The sequence below is a fragment of the Hyphomicrobium denitrificans ATCC 51888 genome, from assembly GCF_000143145.1.
GTDB lineage: Bacteria > Pseudomonadota > Alphaproteobacteria > Rhizobiales > Hyphomicrobiaceae > Hyphomicrobium_B > Hyphomicrobium_B denitrificans.
Map to the genome: position 1 here is coordinate 2179987 of NC_014313.1, position 12184 is coordinate 2192170.

General features: G+C 61.4%; 10 protein-coding genes. 6 read left to right on the top strand and 4 right to left on the bottom strand.

What is annotated here, in order from left to right; translation table 11 throughout:
* The first annotated feature begins 166 nt into the window (after window positions 1–166).
* Window positions 167–724 (top strand): formaldehyde-activating enzyme, encoded by a 558-nt coding sequence (gene fae / locus HDEN_RS10485; protein WP_013216084.1) that lies wholly within the window; start codon window positions 167–169, stop codon window positions 722–724.
* A gap of 715 nt (window positions 725–1439) precedes the next feature.
* Here the strand turns inward: fae and HDEN_RS10490 are convergent.
* A complete protein-coding gene (locus HDEN_RS10490) occupies window positions 1440–4046 on the bottom strand; it encodes a PAS domain-containing hybrid sensor histidine kinase/response regulator (protein WP_013216085.1) in 2607 nt (868 codons plus the stop codon).
* A 170-nt stretch (window positions 4047–4216) separates the two neighbouring features.
* Here HDEN_RS10490 and HDEN_RS10495 point away from each other — a divergent pair, with 170 nt between their 5' ends.
* Window positions 4217–4606 (top strand): flagellar biosynthetic protein FliO, encoded by a 390-nt coding sequence (locus tag HDEN_RS10495; protein ID WP_013216086.1) that lies wholly within the window; start codon window positions 4217–4219, stop codon window positions 4604–4606.
* Between the two features lie 111 nt (window positions 4607–4717).
* Here HDEN_RS10495 and HDEN_RS10500 read toward each other — a convergent pair whose 3' ends face one another.
* On the bottom strand, window positions 4718–4987 hold the full coding sequence (locus HDEN_RS10500; RefSeq protein ID WP_013216087.1) for a hypothetical protein: 270 nt from the start codon (window positions 4985–4987) through the stop codon (window positions 4718–4720).
* Between the two features lie 278 nt (window positions 4988–5265).
* Window positions 5266–5988 carry an RNA polymerase-binding protein DksA gene (gene dksA / locus HDEN_RS18565; RefSeq protein ID WP_013216088.1) on the bottom strand — a complete coding sequence of 241 codons (723 nt, stop codon included), beginning with the start codon at window positions 5986–5988 and terminating at the stop codon, window positions 5266–5268.
* 320 nt (window positions 5989–6308) lie between these two features.
* On the opposite strand from dksA, the gene HDEN_RS10510 reads away from it, so the two are divergent.
* The 3 genes from HDEN_RS10510 (at window position 6309) to asnB (ending at window position 9995) form a co-directional block, all read left to right on the top strand.
* Entirely contained in the window at window positions 6309–7154 is an 846-nt protein-coding gene (locus HDEN_RS10510) for an AAA family ATPase (protein WP_013216089.1), read from the top strand.
* 198 nt (window positions 7155–7352) lie between these two features.
* A complete protein-coding gene (locus HDEN_RS10515) occupies window positions 7353–7667 on the top strand; it encodes a hypothetical protein (protein WP_013216090.1) in 315 nt (104 codons plus the stop codon).
* 288 nt (window positions 7668–7955) lie between these two features.
* Window positions 7956–9995 (top strand): asparagine synthase (glutamine-hydrolyzing), encoded by a 2040-nt coding sequence (gene asnB, locus HDEN_RS10520; protein ID WP_013216091.1) that lies wholly within the window; start codon window positions 7956–7958, stop codon window positions 9993–9995.
* Between the two features lie 21 nt (window positions 9996–10016).
* On the opposite strand, the gene HDEN_RS10525 is transcribed toward asnB, so the two are convergent.
* On the bottom strand, window positions 10017–10688 hold the full coding sequence (locus tag HDEN_RS10525; RefSeq protein WP_013216092.1) for a TetR/AcrR family transcriptional regulator: 672 nt from the start codon (window positions 10686–10688) through the stop codon (window positions 10017–10019).
* A 163-nt stretch (window positions 10689–10851) separates the two neighbouring features.
* Here HDEN_RS10525 and HDEN_RS10530 point away from each other — a divergent pair, with 163 nt between their 5' ends.
* Window positions 10852–12156: an HlyD family secretion protein gene (locus tag HDEN_RS10530; RefSeq protein WP_013216093.1), complete on the top strand. Its 1305-nt coding sequence runs from the start codon at window positions 10852–10854 to the stop codon at window positions 12154–12156.
* The last annotated feature ends 28 nt before the right edge of the window (window positions 12157–12184 follow it).

The window sequence follows — 12184 nt, forward strand, 5'->3', positions numbered from 1 at the left end:
TAAGGATATATGTACCCTATTTGTTCCAATCTCGTCAATCACGTTTTGTTCTCATCGTACTCAAATAAGCGGAACTTATAGAGTGGACAGGGGTCAAGTGGGCTATCGGTCCGCTACTCGGCATCATGGGCCGAATGATTTCAGGAACCAAGACGAGGTATTAGACATGAGCGCATCAAGCGGCCGTTTCGGCATCCGGGTCGGCGAAGCCCTGGTCGCGGGCGGCCCGCCAGGCACTGCGGCGGAACCCGAAGTTGCGATCGGCGAGATGGACGGCCCGTTCGGCACGGCCTTCGCGACGCTTCTCGGCGACCAGACCAAAGGGCACAGCAAGGTGCTGTCGCTGCTCAACACCGACGTCATGGTGCGTCCGCCGACGCTGTGCGTCAGCAAGGTGACGGTCGAGAACGAGCGCTACACGAACATCCTCATGGGCACCGTTCAGTATGCGACGTCGATGGGCGTGCTCGACGCCGTGCGCTCGGGCGACCTGCCGCGCGACAAGGTCGATGATCTCGGCATCATCGTGTCGGTGTGGCTCAACCCGTCGGTCGCGACGATCGAGAAGCTCGACCACAAGATCCTGTTCGACATTCATCGCAAGGCGACGGCGCTCGCCATTCACAAGGCGATGACCTATCAGCCGACGATCGACTGGCTCCTGGAGAACCAGGACAAGGTCATTCACAAATATTTCGAGAAGGGTCTCAAGGGCGAGATCTAAGGTTCGATCAAGCTCGGACGGCAAACATCTGCGTCGAGTTCGTTCCGATATGCGGGCGGTGCACTGATCATCAGTTGCCGCCCGCATTCATTTCTGCTGCAGACGATCCGCCTGCGTCTTCACCCCACCCCCGACCCCTCCCCGTCAAGGGGAAGGGAGAAGTGGGGCGAGGATCATCGCAGGGTCATTCTCTCTCCCCGTTCTTCGCGGCGAGAGGGTCAGTGTGAGGGGCAGCGTCTGAGTGAGAGCCTGCATCCCGAACCACCGATGCGTCGGCTGCTCACTTCGCAGGCCGGGTAACAGAGGCGCCGCTTCATTCCCCTCCCCCTTGCGGGGAGGGGTTAGGGGTGGGGGTAACAGAAGCGTGATGCGGCGGACCGGTGGTGATTTCGCAGCAGGACAGGCGTGTGCCGCACGACTTCATTTGCGAAGTTTTCTCAGGCGATCCGCATGGGTCTTCACGTCATGCTCAGCCCCTCCCTTGAGAGGAGGGGAGAAGTGGCGTTTGGATAGAGATCCCCAGACGCTCGAAATTCTGGCTGGCTCTGAGATTCTTTCGTCATTCTCGAACGGCCGAGCATGCGAGGCCTTTCGGGAATCCAGCAGAAGAATTGCCGAAGGCTCAATATTGCGTTTGCGACAAGTCTTGTGCTGGATCCCCGGCCTTCGACTCGGCTTCGCCGCGCTCGGCCGAGGATGACGAAGCGAGAGGCTTCTACTTCGCCAGCTCTTCCTTCACTTTCGCGGCGAGTTGCGGGAGCGAGAACGGCTTTGGCAGGAAGGCGAAATTGTCGGAGCCCATGCTCTCGCGGAAGGCTTCGTTCGGATAGCCCGAAACGAAGATCACCTTGATCGACGGGTTGCGCTTCCGCAGTTCCTTGAACAGCGCAGGACCATCCATCTCCGGCATCACGACGTCCGATACGACGATGTCGATCTCACCTTCATTCGCCGCCATGATCTCGAGCGCTTCGACGCCGTCGGTCGCTTCCAGAACCTGATACCCCTGACGCTTCAGCGCGCGGACTGCGAACTGGCGAACCTCGACCTCGTCCTCGACGAGCAGCACGCGGCCGGTGCCGGTGAGATCGGTTGCCTGGAGTTCCTTCTTGCCGGCGGCGATCGGCTGCGGACGCACGGCTGCAGCTTCTTCGTTATCCTCGACGACATAGCGCGGCAGGAAGATCTTGAAGGTCGTGCCCTTGCCGAGCTCACTTTCGGGGAAAATGTAGCCGCCCGACTGCTTGATGATGCCGTAGACCGAGGCGAGGCCAAGGCCCGTGCCCTTGCCGATGCCCTTGGTCGTGAAGAACGGCTCGAAGATTTTCGCCATCACCTCCGGGCTCATGCCGGTGCCGGTGTCGGAGATTTCGAGCAGCACGTATTCGCCCGGCGTGAAGCCCGCGGCGGGGCTCATGCGCTGGCTTTCGCGCTCGGTGACGTTCTGCGTGCGGATCGTCAGCTTGCCGCCGCTGGGCATCGCGTCGCGAGCGTTGCGCGCGAGGTTCAGGATGACCTGATACAGCTGATTGCTGTCGGCGCGGACGTACCAGAGATCGCGTCCCGCCTGGAACTGCAGATCGATCTTCTCGCGCACCTGCGTCTTCAGCATGGCGCGCATATCAGACGTCAGCTCGTTCAGGTCGAACACGGAGACCTGCTGCGTCTGCTTGCGCGAAAAGCCGAGCAGTCCAGCGACGAGATTAGCGGCGCGGTTCGCCGCCGATTGGATGTTCTTGATGTCCTTGTACGACGGATCGCTCGGGCGATGCGTCTGCAGCAGCAAATCGGAAAAGCCGATGATGGCCGTCAGCACGTTGTTGAAGTCGTGCGCGATGCCGCCCGCCAGATTGCCGACGGCTTCCATCTTCTGGGCCTGCGAAACCCGGTCCTCGAGCTGCTTCTGCTCGGTCGCATCGATGACGTAGAGCGCCGCTGCGGCGCCGCCCGACACGGCGGCAAGCGGCGACATGAACACCCGGCAGGTGAACTGCTTCTGATCGCCCGACGTAATCTCGATCGGCTGCACGTTGCCGCGCCCGGCAAGAACCTCTGCGAGACCTTCTTCGATGCGCGTGCGCTCGCCAGCGTCGCCCGTACGGCCCAGCGCTTCGCAAGCCAGAACGTCCTGCGCCGGTCGTCCGTCGAGCACGAGGCGCATGAAGGCAGCGTTGCAGCTTGCGATCCGGCCTTCGCCGTCGATCGTCGCGATGCCGAACGGCGCCGACTGGAAGAACTGCGAAGCGCGAACGTCCTGCGGCGTGCGATCTCCGAGCCCAGCCGTCAGACGGTTGATGGCGGTGATCGTGAAACCTTCATCGGGATGACCACCCGCCGGTTCGACGAGAAGCGTCAGCGGCACCATGCGGCCGTCCTGCCGCGTCAGGTCGAGATCGACGACGCGCTGATCGGCTTCCGGTATCCCGGCCATGTTCTCGAGGAGGCGCGCGCCGTCGCCGCCCGCAAGTTCGGCCAAGCGAAGATGATGCGTCCGGAGCGAACCGACCGGATAGCCGAGCCATTGCTCGAACGCGGCGTTGACGTGAAGAATGGTGCCGTCGCCTGCGATCGACATGAAGCCCGCCGGCATCGTGTCGAAGGCTGCGAGCGCGGTTTCAAGCGTGCCGACGCGCTGCGCTTCTTGCGCCTTGTCTTTCGAAATGTCCCGGATGCGCCACAGCGCGAGACGCTGCCGCAGAAGCGTGCCGTCGCCATTGCCGGTCGACACGAACGGGCGCACGGAAATCCTGACCCACGCCGGGCGGCGCGACGGACCTGGACGCAAGCGGACATCCTCGCTGCGGCTCTCGCCCCGTTCGGCGGCGCGCGTCAGGCGAAAGAGGGCTTGCGTCGCTTCGGGCTCGGCGCTCATCACGGCATCGAGCGCTGCGAACGGTCCGGCTTCGTGGCGGCCGAACATATCTTCGAGCGCCGCATTCGCGTAGACGACCGTGCTGTCCTGGTGCGCGAGAATCTGCGGCTCGTCGCTGGCGTCGGTGGCGGCCTTGAGCAGATCGCCCGGCGCCACGCGCGCTCCGATGCGAATGTGTCCGGCGGCGACACCAAAGATCAGGAACATGCCGAGCATTGCCAGAACCGCGATCACGGTCAGCAGAACCGGCTTGCCGGAGCTGCTCGCAAGCAGGCCAAAAACCAGGGCGCCCGCTGCGGCAACAATCATTGCTACGGGGAGGAACCCGCCGAACCCTTCCGCTGTGTTCAGCGTGTCGAGCGGGGCGGCATTGATCCTCAACGCCTCGCGATCCTTCATGGGCTCGGAATCTATCTGATTCTCGATGGCCGGGGCGTCAGTCTGGAGCATGGGAACTGGAACTCAAACGCAACTGCAACTGTGCCGCAACGAGTCGGCGCTTTTCTGTTGGCTAAGACTTCGCTCAAGAGAGTTAACATGCAGTCAACTCGCGTGTATCGATCGCTATCTCTTGCAAGAATTCGATACGCGGCATTGAGGCAACCAGGCACGAGGCGCGCATGCAAAGCTATATCTTCTGGACGTTGCTGTTGGTCGTGCTGGGATTGGCGAGCGCGGGCATCGCGGTTTTCCTGCGGGCTTATTTAAACGGGACCAGTCCCTCCTCCGTTCTGTTCCGGCAAAAAGGCGAGCGCCGGCTCGAGGTCGTCGATCATGCCAGCATCGATAGCCGCAGAAAGCTGCTGCTGATCCGGCGCGACGGCGTCGAGCATCTGGTGATGACCGGCGGACCCGTCGACGTCGTGATTGAAACGGGCATCACGCCGCCTGCCGCGCCGCCACAGGCTGAAATTGCGCCGCCTCGCGATCGCGCGGGTTTCCGCCGCCCGCCGATGTTTGCGCGTGGCTCGCAACCTCCGCCGGAGTCGGATTCCGGACCGCAGTTTTAGGGATTAGGTTTTAGGGAATAGGGATTAGAGATTAGAAATTCAGCGATAGCTGCAAAAGCGTCATGGCCGCAAAGGCGGCCATTTACGACAGATCGGCCGGATCAAATCGACTTAGCGGGAAGCGTCGACGTCGCCGAAATCGGCCAGCGTAAATTTGTGAAGATCGAGCGGCCGGACGGTACTCGCAAACTGATTTCGGAGGCTGCGTTTTGCTGATCGCGCCGACTGTTTGCGCGCTGCCGAAGCGGCATTCCACATTTCCGGGCTTGCGCTGACATCGACATACGGGAGCGCGTTCACCCAAGACGTCGAAGACAGAACGGCGCTGGCCATTGTCGCGATCGCCGCTGCTGCCAGCGTAGACGAGATCGTAATCGACACGAGCGTTGTCTCCCTTTGTTTGCGCCGGGCGACTCCCCTCCGGGGAGCCGGCCGCCCGGCGCGCACCGCCAGTTGCATAGCGTCGAGCGACCTCCCGCTTCGGGGAGCCGGCCGCCCGGCGCGCACGGCCAGAATTGCTCGGGCGACTTCCCCTTCGGGAAGGCGGCCGCGCAGCCTGCACAAGCTGTGGTAGAAGAGTGTCCCCCCAATCAATTAATGGCCGGTAAAGCCATGTCGCGAAACGGGACGGCCGGGGTATGGCCGCGCCCTCGCCTCAGCTATTCCTCGCGATAAACGCGTTCGCGGCGCTCGTGGCGCTCCTGCGCCTCGACCGACAGGGTGGCGATCGGGCGGGCATCGAGCCGCTTCAGGCCGATCGGCTCGCCGGTATCCTCGCAATATCCGTACGTCCCGTCCTCGATCCGGCCGACAGCCGCGTCGATCTTGGCGATCAGCTTGCGCTGACGGTCGCGCGTGCGAAGCTCGGTCGCTCGATCGGTTTCTGAGGTCGCGCGATCGGCGAGATCGGCGTGCTGTGTCGAGTCCTCGTGCAAGATCGCCAGCGTTTCGCGCGTCTGGCGCAAGATCTCGTCTTTCCAGTCAAGCAGCCGCTTGCGGAAATACGCCTTGTGCAGGTCGTTCATGAACGGCTCGTCGTCCGACGGCTTGTAGCCGGCAGGGAGAACGATATCTGCAATCTTTACGCGCGGAGCCATCTTCTTGTTCGTACCCTCTGACTTCTTTAACGCCGGTTTCGGCACTGCGGCCGGCTGCGCTGCGACCTTCGCTGCTGGAGCCTTCTTTGTAGCCGGTTTCGCGGCCGTCGCCGTCTTCACCTTGGAAGACTTGACCGGCGCCGGTTTTGCCGCCGTTTTCTTTTTGTCCGCGGCAGGTTTGCCTGCCGGCGTTTTGCTGGCCTTTGCCGACTGAGCGGACTTGGCAACAGCCTTCTTCCCGGCGGATTTTCCCTTCGCCGTCTTTGCCGCGATCGTCTTGCTCATCGTCCGCCTCTCCTGAGGCTTATGCGCTCGAGCTGATAATCGTTGCCGAAGGAAACTCGATCCAAGTGAATCGGGCCTAATTTCCGGCCGATCCTTATCTATTCGAGGCGGCGCTAAGTCAAGCATGCGCGCCGCCCAATCCGCGTCCAAAAACGACTAATTTTTGACAGTTAAAACAAGTACTTGACGAGAATGTTCCGGCGATACTCCGGCATAATTGCAGGATAGCCGGCCGCCGGTCGTGCGTTTCCGTCATCTTGCTCGTTCTTTCAGCCGCCCCATAGATTGGCGAAGCACAAAACTCCGAGGTTACGGGTTTCATGAAATTCGAGGGCACCTCCTCTTACGTTGCGACGGACGATCTGAAGGTCGCCGTCAACGCCGCAATCCAGTTGCAGCGCCCGCTTCTCATCAAGGGCGAACCCGGCACAGGCAAATCGGTGCTCGCTGCCGAAGTTGCAAGAGCGCTCGGCGCGCCGTTGATCGAATGGCACATCAAGTCGACGACGAAGGCGCAGCAGGGACTTTACGAATACGATGCCGTTTCGCGGTTGCGCGACGGCCAGCTCGGCGACGAGCGCGTCAAGAATATCGCCAACTACATCAAGCGCGGCAAACTGTGGGAGGCGTTCACCGCGCCGGAGCGCTCGGTACTGCTGATCGATGAAATCGACAAGGCCGATATCGAATTCCCGAACGATCTGCTGCAAGAACTCGATCGCATGGAATTCTTCGTCTATGAAACGGGCGAGACGGTGAAGGCGACGACGCGTCCGATCGTTCTGATCACGTCGAACAACGAAAAAGAACTGCCCGACGCGTTTCTCAGGCGCTGCTTTTTTCACTTCATCAAGTTTCCGGACGCCGAGACGATGCGCCAGATCGTGGACGTGCATTTCCCGGAACTGAAAAAGCGGCTCGTCGGCGATGCGCTTCGGATTTTCTACGAGTTGCGCGACGTCCCCGGCCTCAAGAAAAAGCCGTCGACGTCGGAGTTGCTCGACTGGCTGAAGCTGCTTCTGCACGAGGACATCGATCCTGCTCTCATCCGCGAAAGCGATCCGCGCAAGCTCGTGCCGCCGCTTGCCGGTGCGCTCATCAAAAATGAACAGGACGTTCATCTGCTCGAGCGATTGGCGTTCATGACGCGACGGCGCAAGGAATAGCGGCGGGAAAGCAGCTCTCTCCTGCCGGTGCTCGCATATGCGAATTAGATGTAATTCGTATTCAAACCGCGAACCATGTTCAGTAGGCTCATCGCATTTCAGGGCAACCGCCTTGATTTCGGCCGGTGATTGCGCCTGAATGCCTGCGCACCTACTTAACTCAGCGGTGAGACTACTTTTGCGGCTAGGAGATGTGCCATGAGGAAGTTGCTAATTGCGCTGGCTGTGCTCGGCGCGCTTGGGAGCGCGGCTTGCGACAGTCAAAAAGAGAAAGCTGACAACGCTGCCGACAAGGCCGCGACCGACAGCTCGACGGCCGATAAAGCTGCGGCTGATGCGGACAAGGCGGCTGCGGAAGCCAAGGAAGCGGCCGATAAGGCAGCCGCTGAGAAAGCAGCTGCCGAGAAGGCCGCGGCAGAAACGCCAGCCGCTCCGGCGCCTGCTGAAACACCGGCTACGCCGCCGGCAACCGACAGCTCGACCACCACACCGGCACCGGCTCCGGCGCCGTAAGTATCTTCCGGTCACGATCGACGGTTTTTTACCGCTATTTCAAGAGGGGGCTAAGCCTTCCGGCCTAGCTCCCTTAACGCCCGTGTTTGTGCGTATTTGTCGCGAACGGCGACCACCATTCGGTGACGTACCGACTTTAAACATTCCGCTCCGGAACCGCCGGACGGTAACCGCAGCATAAATTCGCCAGAGCTTGCTCGGCAGATTTGCGGTAATGCGGCCTACATCCTAATTTTATCGGCCGCGCTGGCTGCGCAATTCACAGCCCTCAAAAAGTTTGGACGTTGTATGTGTGGTATTTTCGGAATCATTGATCTCAAAGGGCGCCGCTCGGTTCCCCTCTCCGTGCTGAAGCGCTCCGCCGATGCCATGCAGCATCGCGGCCCCGACGAGGACGGATATCTGCAGCGGCCCGGCGTCGGCTTCGCATCGCGCCGCCTCAGCATCGTCGGATTGGCCGATGGCCAACAGCCGATGTTCAACGAGGACAAATCCGTCTCGGTCGTCTTCAACGGCGAAATCTATGACCACGACGACTGGCGCCGCGATCTGACGGCGCACGGTCACACGCTCAAAACGCACTGCGACACCGAAATTCTTCCGCACATGTGGGAAGCGCACGGCGAAGACATGTTCGAAAAGCTCAACGGTCAGTTTGCCGTCGCGCTGTTCGACGAACGCAAGCAGCAATTCATTCTCGCGCGCGACCGTTTCGGCATTTGTCCGCTCTACTGGACGCGCACGACGCGGTTCGGCAACGACTGGCTGATCTTCGGGTCGGAGATCAAGACGCTGCTCGCGACCGGCATGATCGAGCCGAAGCCGGATCGGCGCGGTATCGATGCGGTCTTCAATTTTCTCGCGGTCGCGGGTCCGTTCAGCTGCTTCGACGGCATCAACATCCTGCAGCCCGGCACGTTCTTGAAAATCTCGCGCGGCCGTCAGGGCGATGCTGCCGCGATCAGCGAGCATGCGTATTGGACGATGGACTTTCCCGACAAAGGGAAAGAAGCGCGCGGCCAAGATGAGAAGGCGCTCGTCAATGAGTTCGAGAGCGTTCTGTATGGCGCAGTGAAGCGTCGGCTCCGCGCCGATGTTCCGGTTGCGTCGTATCTCAGCGGCGGCGTCGACTCGAGCACGGTCGTCGCGATGGCGAGCGACATTCTTGGCGCGCCGCCGGCGACGTTCACGGTCAAGATCCGAGATCCGAAACTCGACGAGACCGAGCAGGCGGCAGTGATCTCACGCCATCTCAAGGCCGATCCAACGATCGTGCCGTGCGGCTCGGAAGAAATCGTTTCGAACTACCAACGGCTGCTGGTCGCAACGGAAGCGCCCGTCACGGATACGTCGTGCACGGCGCTGATGCTTCTTGCAGGCAAAGTGCATGAAAAGGGCTTCAAGGTTGCATTGACCGGCGAAGGTTCCGACGAATGGTTCGCCGGCTATCCGTGGTACAAGATCGACCGCGTGCTCGAGTGGCTTGGCGCGATTTCAGGCGGCACGATCGATGCCGCCATTCGCAGACGCTTCTTCACGTGGCTCGGCTGTAACAAGGACGCCGTGGCCTATCTCGACCGCTGCGCACCGTCGGCGGGCGGAGCGCATCCGTTCCAGCGCTTTTACGATCTGCTCGGCGCGTCGCGTTTTCGTTTCTATAGCGGCGACATGCTCGGCGAGCTTGGCGATCATGATCCGTACGCGGATTTCGCGCCCGACCTCGGCCGGGCCGAGCGCTGGCATCCGATCAATCGCGCCATCTACTGGGCGGGCCGCATTCATCTTCCGGGCCAGCTTCTGAGCCTCAAGGGCGATCGCATCGCGATGAGCCAGTCGGTCGAGATGCGCTATCCGTTCCTCGACAACAACGTGTTCGATTTCGTTGCGGGTCTTGATCCGAGTTGGAAGATCAAAGGACTGCGAGAAAAATATCTGGTCCGGCGCGTAGCGGAGAAATGGCTGCCGAAGTCGGTTGCGTGGCGGCCGAAGGGCATGTTCCGCGCGCCGCTCGATGGCTTTTTCCTGCAGCAGCGTCTGCCCTACGTCGACGAACTTCTCAGCGAAGCCTCGCTGAAAAAGACCGGATACTTCGATCCCGAGGCCGTCGCACTGTGGCGAACGAAATATACGGAGCTGTCGTCGCACTTCTATCAGCGAAGCTCGATGGAACTCGGCCTCGTCGCGGTGCTCGCGACGCAGCTCTGGCACCAGACGTTTATCGATTCCTCGCTCGCGAACCTGCCTGATTGGCATACGCTCGCGGGCGTCGAGAGGAATCCTCGCGATCTGGCGTTTGCGGAACAGCTGCCGGAAGCGGCCGCCGTCTGACGACGACGACCCGTTCCGTCCTCAGTTTGCGTCCTTCGCGCGATAGGCTGCGAGGAACATCGTGACCGCAGATTCGACGACCGTGTCGATCTCCTGATCGGTCGGACGTTCCGTGATCGCACCATAGAGACGCGGGCGGAAGATCAACGACTGCACAAGCTCAAGGAACTGCGCGGCAGCGAGATAGGAATTCGGGACGTTCAAGCGCCCGGCCGCGATGTGTGCGTCGATGTAGGCCGCAAGCGCGGTCGCCATCCGCTTCGGTCCAGCCTCGAAAAACTCGGTGCCGATTTCCGGCATCCGTTCGGCGACGCCAATGACGATGCGATGGGCAGCGACGACGAATGGATCAGAGAGCAGCCGCATCATCTCGGTGCCGAACTGAAGCAGCGTGGCTCTGACGGGCTTCTGCGGATCGAGGAGCGAGATCAGCTCTGAAATGTTGCGATCGCGACGCTCGGCGCAGATCGACGTGAAGAGATGTTCCTTGTCCTGGAAGTACACGTAGAGCGTCGCCTTCGAGACTTTCGCCTCGCGGGCGACGTCGTTCATGCTCGCGGCATCGAAGCCGAGCGTGGAGAAGACACGTCCCGCACCCTCCAATATCTGCCGACGCTTGTGCGGGTCGGTTCCGGCGGCTGGCCGCCCTCCTCGTCGTTCCAAAACTTCCGGCGTCGCTGGGCGAGTTTCCATGACTTTGATCCTATTCGAGCGCTACCGCCCGATTGTCGAAATGCGTCAACATGTGAACCAAACGGTTCAGTTTCCCCTTGATATTGACCAGCAGAGCAGCTAAGTCAAGTCCGAACTGAACCGTACGGTTTATTTACTCATTTCGAGACAAGGGAATTTACCCATGGCGCGAGGAACTTTGCAGACCGTCCTCGATCACCCCTCGGACGAGAACTCGCACCGCCAAAACCAGCAATCCGGCAGCGGGCGCATTCATTCCCTCGCAAAATCGAGCAGCGCTCCCGAGGCTTCAGAAGCCGGCGCCATGAAAGCCGATGCCTCGCCGCGCGCCGACTCGGGCGAGCCCGCGACAGCCCGCGAAAGCGGGAGCACTTCTCCGGCTGCGAGCAAGGATGCGTCGAAACCTGCGTCACGCAAGAAGCCGATTTTCATCGGCATCGGCGCGCTGGCGCTAATGGCGGGTTTGTGGGCCGGATATCACTACATCACCGTCGGCCGCTTCATCGTTTCGACGGACGACGCCTACGTCGGTGTGCATATGTCGATGGTCTCGCCGAAGGTTTCCGCTTACGTGGCCGATGTTCCCGTTGCCGACAACCAGTTCGTCAAAGGCGGCGACGTTCTCGTGCGCCTCGACGACGGCGATTACCGGCTGGCCCTCGACCAGGCGAAGTCCAAGCTCGCGACGCAGAACGCGGCTATCGCAACGTTCGACGCTCAGATCAAAGCGGCTGAAGCCGCAGCGGCGCAGGCGCGCGCGCAGATCGACGCTTCGAAAGCCAACGTCATCAAGACGGAAGCTGATTTCTCCCGCACGAATGCGCTGACGGCGAAAGACTACGCGACGAAGGCGTCGCTCGACGCCGCAATCGCCGCTCGCGATTCCGCACGCGCGCAAGTCAAGGCCAACGAGGCCGCGATCCAGTCGGCGGACGCGAACATCGCGCTTCTGCATGCGCAGCGCGAACAGGCGACGCAGGTTGCGAAGGAGTTACAGGTCGCCGTCGAGCAAGCGGCGCGCGATCTTTCCTTCACCGTCATCCGCGCTCCGTTCGACGGCATCATCGGCAACAAGAACGTGCAGGTCGGCGACTACGTGACGCCGGCGAAGCGGCTCGCTGCCATCATTCCGCTCGACAAGGTCTACGTCGACGCCAACCTCAAGGAGACGCAGCTTGGTCCCATCGTCGTCGGTCAGGAAGCCGACGTCGAGGTCGATGCGCTTGGCGGAACGGTGTTGAAGGGCAAGGTCGTCAGCGTCGCGCCCGCGTCCGGGTCGCAGTTCTCGCTGCTGCCGCCGGAAAACGCGACCGGCAACTTCACCAAGATCGTGCAGCGCGTGCCCGTGCGCATCGAGGTTCCAGCATCGGAAGCCAAAGGCCGGCTGCGGCCGGGGCTGTCGGTGGTCGTCGATATCGACACGCGCACGACGCCTAAGACCGCCGAGCAGCAGCACGCATCGAATTAGTCCTGGAGATCGCGTTACCTGAAGGTGA

Excerpts from the sequence above, each read along its gene's own strand:
- HDEN_RS10525 (WP_013216092.1), bottom strand. The coding sequence starts at position 10,688 with ATGGAAACTCGCCCAGCGACGCCGGAAGTTTTGGAACGACGAGGAGGG.
- HDEN_RS10515 (WP_013216090.1), top strand. The coding sequence starts at position 7,353 with ATGAGGAAGTTGCTAATTGCGCTGGCTGTGCTCGGCGCGCTTGGGAGC.
- fae (WP_013216084.1), top strand. The coding sequence starts at position 167 with ATGAGCGCATCAAGCGGCCGTTTCGGCATCCGGGTCGGCGAAGCCCTG.
- HDEN_RS10490 (WP_013216085.1), bottom strand. The coding sequence starts at position 4,046 with ATGCTCCAGACTGACGCCCCGGCCATCGAGAATCAGATAGATTCCGAG.
- dksA (WP_013216088.1), bottom strand. The coding sequence starts at position 5,988 with ATGAGCAAGACGATCGCGGCAAAGACGGCGAAGGGAAAATCCGCCGGG.
- HDEN_RS10530 (WP_013216093.1), top strand. The coding sequence starts at position 10,852 with ATGGCGCGAGGAACTTTGCAGACCGTCCTCGATCACCCCTCGGACGAG.
- HDEN_RS10495 (WP_013216086.1), top strand. The coding sequence starts at position 4,217 with ATGCAAAGCTATATCTTCTGGACGTTGCTGTTGGTCGTGCTGGGATTG.
- asnB (WP_013216091.1), top strand. The coding sequence starts at position 7,956 with ATGTGTGGTATTTTCGGAATCATTGATCTCAAAGGGCGCCGCTCGGTT.
- HDEN_RS10510 (WP_013216089.1), top strand. The coding sequence starts at position 6,309 with ATGAAATTCGAGGGCACCTCCTCTTACGTTGCGACGGACGATCTGAAG.